This is a genomic window from Actinacidiphila yanglinensis, assembly GCF_900107965.1.
Taxonomy (GTDB): domain Bacteria; phylum Actinomycetota; class Actinomycetes; order Streptomycetales; family Streptomycetaceae; genus Actinacidiphila; species Actinacidiphila yanglinensis.
This window is the reverse complement of record NZ_FNVU01000020.1, coordinates 12610-28543: the sequence shown is the minus strand read 5'-3', so window position 1 is coordinate 28543 and position 15934 is coordinate 12610. Positions and strand designations below refer to the sequence as shown.

The window sequence follows — 15934 nt, the reverse complement described above, 5'->3', positions numbered from 1 at the left end:
CCTGCACGACGTCGCCGCACCGCGTACGCACACCCCGCACGCGCCGCCACGCGTCTGCTACGCACCGCCTCAGCACCTCCCGCACCGTTTTCGCGCCAAGGAGCCATGATGGTCGCACAGTTGGACTCGTCCGAGCCGTCGTCCGATCAGTCGTCCGGTCCGCACATGGGCCGCCGCACCGCGGTCGGCCTGCTCGGCACCGCCGGTGCCGCCGCGGTCGCCGCGCCGCTGCTGACGGCGACGCCCGCCGCCGCGTCGGCGCCGTCCGGGGCGCCCGCCTTCCTCCCGTCGCCGGACGCGGGCGGCGCTCCGCCGGTGCAGGGCCTGCACCTGACGTTCGGCAAGGACCCGTCCACCCAGATGGTGGTGTCCTGGCTGACGGACGCCCCGGTGAAGCGGCCCCGGGTGATGTACGGCACGCTCGACCACGGCCTGGGCTCGGGTGCGAACGCGACGACCCGGACCTACACCGACGGCAAGTCGGGCCGGAAGGTCTACGTTCACCACGCGGCGCTCAACCGGCTCTCCCCCGGCAAGGAGTACCTGTACCTGGTCTCGCACGACGGCGCCACGCCGGACAGCGGCACCTTCAGCACCGCGCCGCGCGGCCGGCAGCCGCTGACCTTCACCAGCTTCGGCGACCAGTCCGCGCCGCAGGTGACCTGGGCCACCGACGGCACCGTGACCCTGGACGCCAACTCCACCCCGGCCACCAAGGACATCGTCACCGGCATCGAGCAGGTCGCGCCGCTGTTCCACCTGCTCAACGGCGACCTGTGCTACGCCAACCTGGACCTGGACCGGGTGCGGACCTGGAACAACTTCTTCACCAACAACAGCCGTTCGACCCGGTTCCGGCCGTGGATGCCCGCCGCGGGCAACCACGAGATCGAGTCCGGCAACGGTCCGATCGGCCTCGGCGCCTACCAGACGTACTTCGACCTGCCGTCCACCGAGACCGACGACGAACTCGCGGGCCTGTGGTACGCGTTCACCGCCGGCTCGGTGCGGGTGATCGTGCTGCAGAACGACGACAACTGCCTGCAGGACGGCGGCGACGTGTACATCAGCGGCTACTCCGGTGGCCGTCAGCTCGCCTTCCTGGAGCGGGAGTTGAAGGCCGCACGGACCGACCGCGACATCGACTGGGTGGTCGTCGCGATGCACCAGGTGATGATCTCCTCCTCCGACGCCAACGGCGCCGACCTGGGTCTGCGCGCCAAGTACGGCCCGCTGTTCGACCGTTACCAGGTCGACCTGGTGGTCTGCGGCCACGAGCACAACTACGAGCGGTCGCTCGCGGTGCGCGGCGTGGTCGGCGGCAGCGAGACGCTGACCCCGAACCCCGCGTCCACCCGCACCGACGACATCGACACCGGCCTCGGCACGGTGCACATGGTGCTCGGCGGCGGCGGCGTGTCCGGCACCACCAACCAGTCCTTTTTCAAGGACGGCACCGGCAAGGTCATCACCGCGGTGTCCGCCACGGCGGGCTCCAACGGCAAGCGCACCGCCACCTACGTCAAGGAGGAGGCGGTATGGATGGGCGTGCGGGACGTCGAGCACCCGTACGGCTTCGCCGCCTTCACCGTCGATCCGGGCCGCTTCCCCGGCGACACCACCCGGCTGCACGTCACCTACTACAACGTGAACAAGCCGGCCGGTGAGCTCTCGGTCTTCGAGAACTTCACGCTGCACCGCAAGCGCTCCGACGCCCGCTGAGCGGCGCGGGGTCCGCGCGCCCGATCCCCGGGCCCGCGGACCCCGCGGCTCCGGGGCGGGCCCGCACCGCCCGTCCACCGGAAGGGTGCACCCGGCCACGCGCCCAAAGGTGCACTCTGCGACCCCCACGGCGAGTGCGGCACCGCCAGCCGTACCGGGGTGAGCTACGATCCGCCGAGTCCGGCTCACCCACGCAGGAGGCGACAGGTGCCCGACAGCGAATACCGCGTCGAGGTCGACGGTGCGCGCGTGCTCACCCCGCGACTGGTCCTGCGCCCGTGGGAGGACAGCGACGCGGCCGGGGCCCTCGCGGTGTACGGCGCCGACGAGGTCACCCGCTGGCTGGCCCCGGCGATGACCCGCACGCCGGACGCCGACGCGATGCGCGAACTGCTCGGCTGCTGGCGGGCGAACTGCGAGGAACTCGAGGGCCCGGCCGGCAGGTGGGCGGTGGCCCTCCGCGAGACCGGCGACCTGGTCGGCGGTGCGGCCCTGCTGCCGCTGCCGCCGTACGGGGTCGACCTGGAGGTCGGCTGGCAGCTCGCCCCCACCGCCTGGGGCCACGGCTTCGCCTCCGAGGCCGGGCACGCGGTCGCGCACTACGCCTTCGAGGCGGGCGTCGACGAGATCTTCGCCGTCGTCCGCCCGCGCAACGAGCGCGGCGCCGCCACCGCCCGCCGCGTCGGCATGGAGTGGGTCGGCGAGACCGAGAAGTACTACGACCTGCGGCTCCAGGTCTACCGCCTGCGCAAGGCGGAGTTCCCGCCCGCCCCCGGCGCGGAGTAGCCCCACCGATCCGGCTGCCCCCGGCGCGGCGCAGCCCCACCGGTCCGGCCGCCCACGACGCGCGCCCCGGCCCGACCGCCGCACCGCACCCCCCCCGCCGCAGTCGCCGCGGCGGCGCCTCAGTCGGCGCGGCCCATCCGGCCGATGCCGCCCGGCGGTTCGGAAGCAGGGGCAGCCGACGGTTGCGGGCGCAGCAACGGATCGCGGACCATCGCGGTGATCTCGGCGGCGACCCGCTCGCCGGCCGGGCCCCGGCCCAGCCGCCGGGCCAGCCAGGCGGCGCCGATCCGGTCCAGCGTGAGGTCCGATCCGGACTCGCGGTCGTCGACCAACTGCCCCTCGCGCAGCGGCTTCTCGGACGGGCGCAGCCGGAGGGTGAGGCACCCGCCGGCGTACTCGGCGCCGGCGATCCGCTCCCAGGGCACGTGGCGGCGGCTCAGGTACCGGCGTACCCGCAGGCCCGCCGGGTCGGCGTCGATCCGCCAGGTGAGGGTGGCCAGCGGCCCGGCCAGCCAGACCGGGGCGACGACGAACCCCCCGACCACCCGCCACTCCACGGAGTCACGGGCCGCGGTCGCGGCGATCGCCAGGGTCAGCACGGCGAACGCGACCGCGGCCGACCGGGAGATCGGGTCCGCGCGCCAGCGGGTGGGCCGGGCGGCGCCGGTCCTGCGCAGTTCGGTCAGCGCGTCCTGGACCCGGGCCTCGGCGTCCCAGCGTTCCTTGAGGGTCGGCCCGCCGCCCCGGGCGTCCTCGCCCGCGGTGTCCTCGCCGTCCTCGCCACCGGTGTACTCGTCGTCCGGGAGGACCTCCGCGCCGGTCCTGATCGGGCCCGCCCCCGCGTCGAGGCGCCACCGGCCGTGCTCGGTGCGGGAGGCCAGCAGCACTTCGCCGCCCTCGGCTGCCTCGGCGAACAGCAGGGCCTGGTGCAGCGGGGTGCGGCCGTCGTTGCGCGGCACGTAGTGCAGCACCGCGTGCGCGCCGGCGGTGTCGTCGTGCGCGAACACCTCCGCGCTCCCGCCGCGGACCCGGGCCAGCACCCGCAGTACGGGCACCGGAACACGGCGCAGCCGTGCGGCGCGACCGGCGGCGACCGCGCCGGAGCCGAGCGCGACCAGGCCGAGGCCGCCGAGCACCAGGGCGAGCAACTGCCGGTCGGAGCGGTCCTCGTACGGTTCCGCCGCCAGCCGCACGTGGCGCCCGGCGGGCAGCAGGACGCGTACCGTCCGCTGGTCCCGGTAGTCGCCGACGACGTCGAAGCGGTGCCGTTTGCCGTCCGGCAGGCGCACGGTCAGGCTGCCCTCGGCGGCGCGGTAGGTGAGGACGCGCGCGTTCGCGGCGGGGGCGGTCCGCGCGGCGCGGTCATCGGCGCGGTCGCCGCGGACGATCGACGTGACGAGGGCGGCGGTCGCCGCGCACAGCAGCACGCCCAGGACGCAGCGGGCGAGGCCGCGTTTGGGGCGCGCGGCCCAGGACAGGACCGGCGCCCGGGCGGTGAGGCCGCCGGCCGCCTCGCGGAAACGGCGCCGCTGCGCGCGCCGCACGGACAACCGCCGCAGCGCCGAGGCGAGTCCCCAGCACAGCCCCGCGACCACCACCGCGTCGGCGGTCCGGACGTCGGTCCCGCCCTGCCAGACGCCGGGGTCGGCCATGAAGACCGCCGGGAGCACGGTCCAGAGCACCGCCGCCTCGGGCAGCACGAACAGCCACCACAACTGGGGCCAGAACACCATCGACCCGACCGCGTCGATCCACTGCTCGCCGCAGGGCGCCCGGGGGGTGCATACCGGGGCGGGACTGGTCAGCAGGGCGGCGGCCACGCCGACGGCGAGCAGCAGTACCGGCCCGAGGGGGTGCGCCCACCGCGGCACCCGCCCGCCTGCCCACCGCGCGGCGTCCGGAGCGAGCCAGGGCCGGGCGGGTATGTCCGCGAGGAGCGGCGAACTCGTCGTCACCCGCGCATTATGCGCGCAGATCCGCACACCCGTACCCGGAACCCCCCGGTCCCCGCCAGGGCGCTACCGAGGCCGGCGTGCGAGCACCAGGCGGCAGCGGGGGCTGCCGTCGCGGCGGCGGCCGAACTCCTCCAGCGCGAGGGTGTCCACCGTGAAGCCGGCGGCGACGAGGTCGGCGCGGACCGGCTCCAGGGGGAAGGTGCGGTAGTACATCACGAACGGCGGCCGCCACACCGCGTTGCGCAGCCGCATGGCGGCGTCGAACCCGGCCAGCGCCAGGTACCAGGGCGTCCCGATCCGGGGCGGCGCCGCGATCGGGAACGCGAACAGGCCGCCGGGCCGCAGCGCGCGGTGCACCCCGCCGAAGAGCGCCGGCCGCTCGGCCGGCAGGAAGTGGCCGAACGCCCCGAAGCTGACCGCGAGATCGAACTCCGCCTCGAACGGCAGCGCCCGCGCGTCCGCCCGCACCCAGCCGTGCTCCGGGTACTCCTTGCGCGCGAGCTCCAGCATGCCCTCGCTGAAGTCGGTCCCGGTGATCCCGCGCGGGCACAGCGCGTCGAGCACCCGGACCCCCGCGCCGGTGCCGCAGCACACATCGAGCCCGGTGCCGTACGGACCGTACCGCCGCAGGGCGGCCGCGGTGGCGTCGAGGAAGAGGTCCGGCGTCCGGAACGGCGTGTGGTCGAAGGTCGGCGCCAGCAGGTCGTACCCGCGCTCGACGGACGACAGCGCCTGAACTGCGAGCTCACGCGCGGTGGGGCCCTGGGAGGAGAACACCGGGCCAGCCTAGGCCGCGGCCGCACGGTGTGCGCGAGATCTCACCTCGACGAAACGGAACCACCATTCCTGTTGGCTTATCCTTTCCTTAGCGGAATCCCAGTTCCGGTTCCGCGCCCACTTCTCCGTACGAAGGAGTTCCATGGCCTCCGAGACCCGGCGCACGCACCACCAGGTGACGTTCGCGGTGCTGGCGGCGAGTGTCAGCGCCTACGCGCTGCTCCAGTCCCTGGTGACCCCGGTCCTGCCGACGATCCAGGAGTCCCTGCACACCACGCAGAACACCGTCACCTGGGTGCTCACCGCGTACCTGCTGTCCGCGTCGATATTCACCCCGATCATGGGCCGGGTCGGCGACATGATCGGCAAGAAGCCGGTCTTCGTGGCCACCCTGGTCGCGCTGGCCGCGGGGTCGCTGCTGGCGGCCCTGGCCACCAACGTGACCGTGATGATCATCGCCCGGGTGATCCAGGGCATCGGGGGCGGCGTGCTGCCCCTCGCCTTCGGCATCGTCCGCGACGAGTTCCCGCGCGAGAAGATGAGCGGCGCGGTCGGCGCGATCGCCTCGCTCGTCGCGGTCGGCGGCGGCCTCGGCATCGTGCTGGCCGGTCCGATCGTCAACGCGCTCGACTACCACTGGCTGTTCTGGCTGCCGATGATCCTCACCATCGCCGCGGCCGCGGCCTCGCTCTTCTTCGTGCCGCAGTCCCGGAGCCGCACGCCGGGCCGGATCAGCTGGGCGCCCGCGCTGCTGCTGTCGGCGTGGCTGGTCGCCCTGCTGGTCGCGCTCAGCCAGGCCTCCGTGTGGGGCTGGGGCTCGGGCAAGGTGATCGGCCTGATCATCGCCGCCGTGGTCCTCGCGGTCGCATGGGTCGAGACCGAGCGCCGGGCGGCGATGCCGCTGATCGACATGCGGATGATGAGCCGCCCCGCGGTGTGGACCAACAACACCGTGGCGCTGCTGTTCGGCGTCGGCATGTACTCGGTGTTCGCGTTCCTGCCCGAGTTCGTGCAGACCCCCAAGTCCACCGGTTACGGCTTCGGTTCGTCGATCACCCAGTCCGGGCTCATCCTGCTGCCGATGGCGGTGGCGATGTTCCTGGTGGGCCTGGGCGCCAACAGCCTGGCCGCCCGGATCGGCGGCAAGATCGTGGTGCTGCTCGGCGCGCTGATCAGTGCGGTGTCGATGGCGCTGCTCGCCTTCGCGCACGGCGCGACCTGGGAGCTGTACATCGCCACCGCGGTGATGGGCGTCGGCTTCGGGCTGGCCTTCGCGGCGATGTCGAGCCTGATCGTGGCCGCGGTGCCGGCCGAGCAGACCGGTGTGGCCAGCGGCATGAACGCCAACATCCGCACCATCGGCGGGTCGGTCGGCGCGGCGCTGATGGCCAGCATCGTCACCTCCAACCCCGCTGCGGACGGCCTGCCCCGCGAGGCCGGCTACACCCACGGCTTCGCGATGCTCGGCGTCGCCCTGCTGCTGGGCGCGGGAGCCGCGCTGCTGATCCCGGTCACCCGCCGCGGTTCCGTGGTGGCCGGCTCCGCGGACGAGGTCGAGGTCGGGGCGAACGGCACCGCACCTGCACCTCTCACGGCCGTACCCGGCGGTACGGTCATTGCCGACAAGCCGGAGTGAGGTCCGGCGCCGGTGTGTCCGGCGCCGCACTCACCGGAGGGTCCGGCGGGACGAGCCGAACCGATCGGAAGTGGACGATGGCAGCGCACGATCGCGCGCACGACTCCTCGCAGGGCCACGGACCCGGCGGGTCCGTGGGGTCCGTCGGGGATCCCGGGTACGACCCGTCGCACGACTGCGGCGGGCACCCGGCGGACGACCCGGCGGGCGCGGCGACACCGGGATCCGGTGGCCGCGGCGGCCCGGCGGCACGGCCGATGCGCCGCGACGCCGCCCGCAACCACCGGCTGGTGATCGCGGCGGCCCGCGAGGTGCTCACCGAGTACGGCACCGACGCCAGCATGGAGCTGATCGCGTCCCGCGCCGGAGTCGGGATCGGCACCCTCTACCGGCGCTTCCCGAACAAGGAGGCGCTGCTCAACGAGATCGCCGCGCAGATGCTCGGCGAGCTGGTCGGCGAGGCCCGCACCGCGCTGTCCTACCCCGGCGGCACCGGATTCGAGGCGTTCGTACGGGTCTTCGGCCGCTGGCTGAGTGAACACCGCGGCTACGCCGAGAAGTTGATCGGCCACACCAAGGCCACCTGCGTGCAGCAGCTGCGCGACCTGTTCGGGCAACTGCTGCACCAGGCACAGGAGTCGGGCCGGATCGGGCCCGACGTCGAGCTCGGCGACGTGATGGCGCTGGTCTGGGGGCTGCGCGGCGTGGTGGAGACGAGCGGCACCGTGGTACCGGACGCGTGGCAGCGCTACGCCGAGATCCACCTGGCCGGGATGCGCGTGCCGGGCGCGCCCGGGGCCCATCCCGCGGTCACCCGCGAGGAGTTGGGCCGTATCACCGCGAACGGCTGACCCCGCCCGGCCGCCCGTGGCGCGCTCGCCGCGCGGCACGGGCGGCCGGGGTCGTCGTCGGCCGGGCGGCCCGCGGCGGCCGGCTCAGCGCCGGGTGCCGCAGTCCGGGCAGAAGGCCGCGCCCGCCGGGAGCTGGGAGTTGCAGGAACCGCAGGTGTCCTGCTGCGCCAGCCGATGCCCGCAGGACGGGCAGAACGCCGAGCCGTGCGTCTCCGCCCGGCACTGCGGGCAGACCAGCTGGCGCGGGGTGTTCACCGCGAACTGCTGCGCGGAGTTCTGCCCGGCGGTGTAGGCGCGCTCGGCGACCATGTCGTTCAGGCCGCGCTGCTGGGCGGCGACCGCTTCGGCGGCGGTGTCGGGCGCGCAGGTCAGGCAGATGCCCTGGCCCGCGTTCCAGCAGCGGTTGCAGACGTAGTGGGTGCAGCGCGGGCAGCGGTTGAAGTGGCCCTGCGCGGTGGCGATGGCGCGCCGGAACGCCGCGTCCCGGGCGTGGCCGTATCCGGCGCCGGCCAGGCCGTCGGCCGCGGTCGACATCCCGCTGCCCGCCCGTCCGAGCATCCCCCAGGCCGCGTTGACGCCCTTGCCGACCCAACTGGCCATCCGCGCACCGGTGTACGCCTCGAACGGCGAGCGCCAGGTGTCGTTGCAGCGGTTGCAGGAGAACTCGAACTGGAAGCCCGCTCCTGTGCCCTGTTCCTCGCACAGGTCGCGGTAGTTGTTGCTGAAGTAGATCTCCGCGGTCACCGGTCGCCCTCCCCGAGCAGTCACCGGACGGGCCCGCGCCCGGCCGGCCGTCCCCCGCCGGACGGGCCCTCCCCGTGGGCCCTTTCCGGCTGCTGCGGGCCGCTCTCGGCACCGCAGGCGGGGAACACTTTCCCACATCCCCGGCCTCATATGTGCCCGGTGTCCGCACACCGGTGACGGCTCGTGACACGGCCGTCCCCGCGGCGGGCGGCCGGGGCCCGGAGCGGGGCCATCGGGCGTCCCAGCAGGCCGCACGGCCCCCACCCGCCACGGGGAACGCCGGGATCACGGCGGCACCGCGCGGGCACGGGCGGAACGCGGAAGCGGAACGGGAAGCGGTCCCGGAGCGACCGGCGGCGGGCACGCCGCGGCCGCCGGACCCGGTGCGGGTGCGGCGGCCGCCGGTCGTGCGGGACGCCCCGGGGTCAGCCCTGACGGGCCTTGCCGCGGGGGTCCTTGCGGTTGATCACGAAGACCTTGCCGCGGCGGCGGACGATCTGGGCGCCCGGCCGGTCCTTCAGGGAGCGAAGCGAGTTGCGTACCTTCATAAGGGCGCCTTTCTGCTCGTAGTCTCTGTCGTGCAGGAGCGTCAACCGCGGCGACCGCGCATTCATTCCGCGCGGGCGGGCGGGCCAGGAGGGGACGGGCACGGCCATGAGCGACACACCGCAGGACGGCACCGGGAGCGGCGGGGGCACCGATGCGAGCGGCGCCCCGGAGCGCGACGACGAGCCGGACTTCTCCAGTCCGGGCTACTCCAGTCCCGACTTCTCCAGCCCGGACTTCACCAGCCCCGGCGGCGACCGGATCGGCGACTTCACCCCGCCCGACTACGTGGTGCCGCCGTTCGAGGGCCCCGACTACGAGGCCGAGGACGCGGACGACCTGGTGCCCGACGAGGCGGGGTTCTCCAGCCCCGGCTTCTCCAGCCCGGACTTCACCAGCCCCGGCCCGATCGACGACCCGGACCACTGACCCGGACGCCTGACCGCGCCGTGCCGATCCGCACCGCTCAGCGCGCGGTGCCCGGGGCGACCGGGGACAGGTGGCCGGCCGCCGCCCGGGACACCGCCTCGGCGACCGCGGCCAGGTCCGGGGAGTCGAGCTTCCACTGCTGCCAGTAGAGCGGCACGTCCACCGGCCGGTCCGCCGCGAGTTCCACCAGGGTGCCGGCGGCCAGGTGGGAGGCGGCCTGGAGGTCGGGGATCATGCCCCAGCCGAGCCCGGCGGCCACCGCGTCGAGGAACGCCTCCGACGACGGCATGTAGTGCCGGGCGCGGACGGCGGAGCGGGCCAGGCCGGGATCGAGGTCGCGCAGGAACCGGTCCTGCAGTTCGTCCTTGCGGTCGAACACGACGACCGGCGCCGCGGGCAGCGCCTCCCGCAGCGGGCGGCCGGCGATCCAGCGGGCGGCGTACCGCGGCGTGGCCCTCGCCCGGTAGCGCATCCGGCCGAGTGCCCGTACCGAGCAGCCCTGCACGGCCTCCGGCGAGGAGGTGACCGCGGCCATCACCCGGCCCTGGCGCAGCAGCGCCGCGGTGTGGTCCTCGTCGTCGCGGTGCAGGTCGAAGAGGATGCGGTGGCCGCCGGCGGCCTCGGCGAGCGCCGGCACGAACCAGGTCGCCAGCGAGTCGGCGTTCACCGCGATCGGCAGCGTGGCCGGGCCGAGCTCGTCACCGAGGCCGAGCGCGTCTCCCGCGTCCTGCTCCAGCCGCGCGAGCTGCCGCCCGAAGCGGACCACGACCTCGCCGGACGCGGTCAGCCGCACCGGCTTCGTCCGCAGCAGCAGCACCCGGCCGATCCGCTGCTCCAGCGCCTTGACCCGCTGGCTCACCGCGGACGGGGTGATGTGCAGGGTCTCGGCGGCCGCCTCGAAGGTGCCCTCGTCGACGGCGGCCAGCAGGGTGCGCACCTGGTCCAGCGGAAGTCCGACCACCGCCCGCGCTCCTTCCCCGAATGGTCCGTGCAGTGTGGCGCGCATATGAAGCAATGCTGATGCTACCTAAGAATCATTAGCTGGTCTTAGCTCTCACCCGCTCCTAGCCTCGACCCATGCACCCAGCCCTCCTCGCGGCCCTGGCCGGCCTCGGCACCGGCCTGTCCCTCATCGTGGCCATCGGCGCGCAGAACGCGTTCGTGCTGCGCCAGGGCATCCGCCGCGAGCACGTGGCCGCGGTGGTCGGGATCTGCGCCGCTTCGGACGCGGTGCTGATCGCGGCGGGCATCGGCGGCGTCGGCACGGTCGTCCGCCGCTGGCCGGCCGCGGTGACGGTGACCGGGTGGGTCGGCGGCGCGTTCCTGGTGACCTACGGCGTGCTCGCCGCCCGCCGGGCGCTGCGGCCGCAGCGGCTGACCGCCGGCGAGGGCGCGGGGGCCTCGGCGCGCGCGGCGGTGCTCACCTGCCTGGCGCTGACCTGGCTGAACCCGCACGTCTACCTGGACACGGTGCTGCTGCTGGGTTCGGTCGCCAACAGCTACGGCGGCGCCCGGTGGCCGTTCGGCGCGGGCGCGGTGACCGCCAGCGTGCTGTGGTTCAGCGGGCTCGGCTTCGGCGCGCGGCTGCTGCGCCGGCCGTTCGCCCGGCCCGGGTCCTGGCAGGTGCTCGACGCGGTGATCGCCGTGACGATGGTCCTGCTGGGGGTGCTGATGGCCGCCCGCGCGTGACGGCCGCCCGGCCGTGATCGGCGGCGCCGCGACGTTCCGGACCCCCGCGGAAGTGCCCCCGCGCCCGCCGGACGGCGCCTCCCTCCGCCGGGTCAGCCGAGGCGGGTCAGCCGAGGACGGGATCGCCGTGCGCGGGGATACGGCCGGCGCCCTGCGCGATCGGGCGGAACCCGATGACCGCGGCGTCGTCCCGGCGGTTGCCGACGTCGGTGAGCAGCCGCGCGCACATCTCGGCCAGCGACAGCCGCTCGCGGCGGGCCCGCTCGGCGATCGCGGCGAGCATGGCCATTCCCTCGCCGAGGTCGGTGCCGGGCACCTCGATGAGGCCGTCGGTGTAGAGCAGCAGGGTGTCGCCGTTCTCCAGTTCGTGGTGGCAGGTGGTGCGCGACATGGTGGGGGCCACGCACAGCGGCAGGTCGGGGCCGGCGCCCTCCAGGTAGCGCGGCCCGCCGCCGGCGGGCAGCAGCAGCGGCGGCGGGTGGCCCGCGTTGGACCAGGCCACGCGCCAGCGCCCACCGGGCCGGGGCACGAGGTTGGCGTGCACCACCGTGACCAGCGGTGCGATGTCCAGGCCCTCCACCACCCGGTCCAGCCGGGCGAGGCACTCGGCCGGGCTGTCCGGGTCGGGCCGGTCGTAGGCGATCACCCGCAGCATGCTGCGCAGCTGGCTCATCGACGTGGCGGCGTCCAGGTCGTGGCCGGCGATGTCGCCGATGGTGAGGGTGACGGTGCCGTCGGGCAGCAGGAGCGCGTCGTACCAGTCGCCGCCGATCTCGGCGGTCGTGCTGGCCGGCTGGTAGTTCGCGGCCAGCTCGGCGCCCGGCACCCGGGGTGTCGCCGAGAGCAGGGCGCGCTGCAGGGTGAGCGCGGTGTGCCGGGTGCGTTGCAGCTCGACGGCCTGCCGCAGCGGCTCGCGCACCTCGTGCAGGATCTCGACGAGCAGCGCGAGGTCCGCCGTGCCGGGGGGCGGGCTGTCGGCGCAGCCCGCCGCGCAGGCGAAGGCGACCACGGCGGAGTCGATGACGATCGGCACCATGGTCAGGCTGGTGGCGCGCGCCGCCCGCAGCCAGGTCCGGGACATCTCGGAGAGGGCGCCGTCGGGCGGCTCCCCGCTGGGGAAGACCAGCAGCTTGGGGCGGCGGCTCTCGATGACCTGCTCGGCGATCGGCCCCACGGAGTACGGGAGGTTGGTCAGCGGCGGCAGGTCCGGCAGTCCGGCGCGGGCGGTGGAGGCGACCCGGACGGCTGTCGTCGGGCTCTCGTCGACGCCCGGGGCGGGCAGCATGAACACCGCGCAGGCGTCGGTGAGGTCGGGCACCACCGCGGCGGCCACGGCGGCGAACGCGTCCGGCACGTCGTTCGCGGCGGTGATGGTGGCCACCCTCGCCAGCAGCCGTTCCCGCAACCGGTTGCGCCACTGGTCCTCGATGTCGGCGGTCGCGCCGATCCACTCCACCAGTACCCCGCCGCGCTCCACGGGCACGGCGCGGGACTGCACGTGGCGGTACTCGCCCGACGCGCTGCGCAACCGGAAGGTGCACACGAACAGGGAGGGAACCCCCTGCGCCGCGTCCTCCCAGGTCCGCACCAGCCGGGTCCGGTCGTGCGGGTGGACGGCCGTGAGCCACTCGTCGTCGATCACCGGGCGCCACGGGCTGCCGGTGAACTTCTCGAAGCCGCCGACCAGCTCGGTGATGTCGCCGTTGGGCTTCATCAGCCACACGATCTGCGTGACCGCGGACATCAGCGCCTCGTACCGCTGGAGTGCCTTGTGCCGCTGCTCGGACAGCAGCTGCGCCGCCTCGACCGCCTCGACCTGCGAGGTGGTGTCCACGGCCACGGCCAGCACGCCGGGCCCGAACCGGGAGACCACCGGCGAGCAGCTGTAGATGAAGTGCCGGCGGCCCGGCGCGCCCGGCGCGGTGCCGTCGGTGGTGCGGGGCTCGTTGACCTGCCGGGCGGTGCGGTCGGCGTAGACCTGGTCGAGCATCTTCACGAACCGGGCCGCCCTGGGCTCGGTGAACACGTCCACCGCGCGTTCGCCCAGCTCACGGGGGCCGAACAGGGCGCGGAAGGCGTCGTTGATGTAGACCACCCGGTGGTCGGCACCGGCGGTCAGGGCGACGGCCACGATGGCACGGTCGAACACCTCGGGTTCGAGCTCGGGCACACCCACGTCGCTGCCGGTCCGCGTCATCCTCCGATCATCGCGCGCCCCGGCCCGCCAGGCGCGTCGAAGGAGCCGGTTTTCGCACAGGTGACCGGTCGGGCGCTCGGGCGAGCGTTTCCCCATGTCCTCCCCGCGTCCTCCCCGCATCCTTCCCGCCCCCGCCCGAAGGCCGCGGACCGCCGCGACGGCTACGGTGGAAGCGGGGCCGGCCCGGCGACCGCGGCGGGCGGAACGGCGGCCCACGGGGGCAACCGAAGAGCAGAGTGCACACAGCCGACCACGCAAGGAAGTCGCGCCCATGACCTCAGCGCCCACGATCCCCGACATCACGCTCAACAACGGTGTGGCGATCCCGCAGCTCGGCTTCGGGGTCTTCCAGATCGATCCGAAGGACACCGAGGCGGCGGTGCTCGCCGCGCTGGAGACCGGCTACCGGCACATCGACACCGCCGAGATGTACGGCAACGAGAAGGAGGTCGGCCGGGCGCTGCGCGCGTCGGGCCTCGACCGGTCCGACGTCTTCGTCACCAGCAAGCTCAACAACGGCTACCACGCCTACGGTGACGCGCTCGCCGCGTTCTCCCGGAGCCTGGGCGACCTGGCGATGGAGTACCTCGACCTCTTCCTCGTGCACTGGCCGATGCCGGCGGTCGGCGACTACACCGAGACGTGGCGGGCGATGGAGGAGATCTACCGGTCCGGCCGGGTCAAGGCGATCGGTGTCTCCAACTTCCAGATCGGCCACCTCGACCGGCTCTTCCAGGAGACCTCGGTGGTGCCCGCGGTCAACCAGATCGAGGTGCACCCCTACCTCGCCCAGGACGAGCTGCGCGCGTTCGGCGCCGACCACGGCATCGCCACCGAGGCGTGGTCCCCGATCGCCCAGGGCAAGGTGCTCGACAACGCGGTCATCAAGGCGATCGCCACGCGGGTGGAGCGCACCCCGGCGCAGGTGACGCTGCGCTGGCACATCCAGCGCGGCGACATCGTCTTCCCCAAGTCGGTGACGCGCTCGCGCGTCGAGGAGAACATCCGGCTCTTCGACTTCGAGCTGACCCGCGACGACATGGCCCAGATCACCGCACTGGACCGCGGCGAGCGCATCGGCCCGGACCCGGACACGTTCAACTGGGTGCCGTGACCCGGGGGTCGGCCGGACCACGGCACCTCGGCGGCTGAGCGGTACGGCGGTTCAGCACCGCCGTACCGCCGTACCACTCAACCGACGCTTCGGCGCCGCCGCCCGCCGCTCAGCCGACCCTGCTGCCCTTGCCGAGGGCGATCACGCCCGCCTCGGAGACGGTGTAGAGCTCGCGGTCGCGCTCGGGGTTGACGCCGACGGTGGCACCCGGCGGCACGTCGACGTTCTTGTCGAGGATCGCGCCGCGCACGATGGCGCCCCGGCCGACGCGCACGCCGTGGTGCAGCACCGAACCCTGCACCACGGCACCGGAGTCGACGATCACACCGGGCGACAGCACCGAGCAGGTGACCTGGCCGCGGACGACGCATCCCGGGCTGATCACCGACTCCCCCACGATGCCGCCGTTGCCGATCTTCGCGGGCGGCAGCGAGCCGGGGTTGGTGTGGATGGGCCAGTCGCGGTTGTACAGGCTGAAGGCGGGCCGGTCGGAGACCAGGTCCATGTGGGCGTCGTAGTAGGCGTCCAGGGTGCCGACGTCCCGCCAGTAGCCGTGCACCCGGGAGGTCTCGCCGGGCACGTGGTTGGCGTCGAAGTCGTAGACGTGCGCGGCGCCCTGCGCGGTGATCCGGGGCAGGATGCTGCCGCCCATGTCGTGCACGGACTGCGGGTCCTCGGCGTCCTCGTGCAGCGCTTCCAGCAACGCCTTGGTGGTGAACATGTAGTTGCCCATCGAGGCGAAGACGTGCCCCGGGTCGTCCGGCAGGCCGGGCGGGTCGGCCGGCTTCTCCAGGAAGCGCTCCACCGTGATGCCGTCGGCGCCGGGGGTGATCACGCCGAACCCGGAGGCGTCGGCCCTGGGCACCTTGATGCCCGCCACGGTGACCCCGGCGCCGTGCTCGACGTGCTGGTCCAGCATCTGCCGCGGGTCCATCCGGTAGACGTGGTCGGCGCCGAACACGGCGACGTAGTCCGGCTGTTCGTCGTGGATGAGGTTGAGCGACTGAAGGATCGCGTCGGCGCTGCCGAGGTACCAGCGCGGCCCGAGTCGCTGCTGGGCGGGCACCGGCGTCACGTAGTTGCCCAGCAGGCTGGACATCCTCCAGGTCGTCGTGACGTGCCGGTCGAGACTGTGCGACTTGTACTGGGTCAGCACGCAGATCCGCAGGATCCCGCCGTTGACCAGGCTGGACAGCACGAAGTCGACCAGCCGGTAGGTCCCGCCGAAGGTCACCGCCGGTTTCGCCCGGTCGGCGGTGAGCGGCATCAGCCGCTTCCCCGCGCCGCCGGCCAGCACTATGCCCAGGACCGAAGGTCCGCCACCGCGCATCGAGGCCCCCTTGTGTCGTGATGAGTCGGTTCCCTGCCTGCCCGCGCGCCCACGCACCGCTGCCTTCGCGGCCGGTGCGAGGTCGCGCGGGTTCTTTCCTGCCACGCTGGGATGACGGCGCCGGTGCGCGTGACGGCGCCGGGCCCGCTGCTGGTGTC

At 74.0% G+C, this 15934-nt stretch carries 14 protein-coding genes; 7 read left to right on the top strand and 7 right to left on the bottom strand.

Annotated elements, in window-relative coordinates; genetic code table 11:
- Nucleotides 1–165: 165 nt before the first annotated feature.
- Nucleotides 166–1722: a purple acid phosphatase family protein gene (locus C4U44_RS32405; protein WP_407642925.1), complete on the top strand. Its 1557-nt coding sequence runs from the start codon at nt 166–168 to the stop codon at nt 1720–1722.
- Nucleotides 1723–1929: 207 nt separating this feature from the next.
- Entirely contained in the window at nt 1930–2508 is a 579-nt protein-coding gene (locus C4U44_RS32400) for a GNAT family N-acetyltransferase (RefSeq protein ID WP_200823477.1), read from the top strand.
- A 119-nt stretch (nt 2509–2627) separates the two neighbouring features.
- Here C4U44_RS32400 and C4U44_RS32395 read toward each other — a convergent pair whose 3' ends face one another.
- Complete coding sequence (locus C4U44_RS32395) at nt 2628–4463, bottom strand: PH domain-containing protein (protein ID WP_103889647.1); 1836 nt, start codon at nt 4461–4463, stop codon at nt 2628–2630.
- A 63-nt stretch (nt 4464–4526) separates the two neighbouring features.
- The gene (locus C4U44_RS32390) at nt 4527–5240 is read right to left on the bottom strand and encodes a class I SAM-dependent methyltransferase (protein WP_103889646.1); all 714 of its coding nucleotides are present in this window, start codon (nt 5238–5240) and stop codon (nt 4527–4529) included.
- Nucleotides 5241–5382: 142 nt separating this feature from the next.
- Here C4U44_RS32390 and C4U44_RS32385 point away from each other — a divergent pair, with 142 nt between their 5' ends.
- Nucleotides 5383–6876: an MFS transporter gene (locus C4U44_RS32385; protein WP_103889645.1), complete on the top strand. Its 1494-nt coding sequence runs from the start codon at nt 5383–5385 to the stop codon at nt 6874–6876.
- Between the two features lie 77 nt (nt 6877–6953).
- Nucleotides 6954–7727, top strand: a complete 774-nt coding sequence (locus C4U44_RS42900; protein ID WP_235032512.1) for a TetR/AcrR family transcriptional regulator — start codon at nt 6954–6956, stop codon at nt 7725–7727.
- Nucleotides 7728–7811: 84 nt separating this feature from the next.
- Here the strand turns inward: C4U44_RS42900 and C4U44_RS32375 are convergent, their stop codons facing one another.
- Together C4U44_RS32375 and ykgO are read right to left on the bottom strand one after the other, a co-directional pair.
- Nucleotides 7812–8471 carry a double zinc ribbon domain-containing protein gene (locus tag C4U44_RS32375; RefSeq protein ID WP_103889644.1) on the bottom strand — a complete coding sequence of 220 codons (660 nt, stop codon included), beginning with the start codon at nt 8469–8471 and terminating at the stop codon, nt 7812–7814.
- Between the two features lie 425 nt (nt 8472–8896).
- Entirely contained in the window at nt 8897–9019 is a 123-nt protein-coding gene (gene ykgO / locus C4U44_RS32370; protein WP_103889643.1) for a type B 50S ribosomal protein L36, read from the bottom strand.
- Nucleotides 9020–9125: 106 nt separating this feature from the next.
- Here ykgO and C4U44_RS32365 point away from each other — a divergent pair, with 106 nt between their 5' ends.
- Complete coding sequence (locus C4U44_RS32365; RefSeq protein WP_103889642.1) at nt 9126–9446, top strand: hypothetical protein; 321 nt, start codon at nt 9126–9128, stop codon at nt 9444–9446.
- Between the two features lie 37 nt (nt 9447–9483).
- On the opposite strand, the gene C4U44_RS32360 is transcribed toward C4U44_RS32365, so the two are convergent.
- On the bottom strand, nt 9484–10452 hold the full coding sequence (locus C4U44_RS32360) for a LysR family transcriptional regulator ArgP (protein ID WP_103889641.1): 969 nt from the start codon (nt 10450–10452) through the stop codon (nt 9484–9486).
- A gap of 71 nt (nt 10453–10523) precedes the next feature.
- Here C4U44_RS32360 and C4U44_RS32355 point away from each other — a divergent pair, with 71 nt between their 5' ends.
- Nucleotides 10524–11135 carry a LysE/ArgO family amino acid transporter gene (locus tag C4U44_RS32355; RefSeq protein WP_103889640.1) on the top strand — a complete coding sequence of 204 codons (612 nt, stop codon included), beginning with the start codon at nt 10524–10526 and terminating at the stop codon, nt 11133–11135.
- Between the two features lie 106 nt (nt 11136–11241).
- Here C4U44_RS32355 and C4U44_RS32350 read toward each other — a convergent pair whose 3' ends face one another.
- Nucleotides 11242–13332, bottom strand: a complete 2091-nt coding sequence (locus C4U44_RS32350; RefSeq protein ID WP_160145160.1) for a SpoIIE family protein phosphatase — start codon at nt 13330–13332, stop codon at nt 11242–11244.
- A gap of 271 nt (nt 13333–13603) precedes the next feature.
- On the opposite strand from C4U44_RS32350, the gene C4U44_RS32345 reads away from it, so the two are divergent.
- A complete protein-coding gene (locus C4U44_RS32345; RefSeq protein WP_103889758.1) occupies nt 13604–14446 on the top strand; it encodes an aldo/keto reductase in 843 nt (280 codons plus the stop codon).
- Nucleotides 14447–14555: 109 nt separating this feature from the next.
- On the opposite strand, the gene glgC is transcribed toward C4U44_RS32345, so the two are convergent.
- Nucleotides 14556–15776, bottom strand: a complete 1221-nt coding sequence (gene glgC / locus C4U44_RS32340; protein ID WP_103889638.1) for a glucose-1-phosphate adenylyltransferase — start codon at nt 15774–15776, stop codon at nt 14556–14558.
- Nucleotides 15777–15934 lie beyond the last annotated feature (158 nt).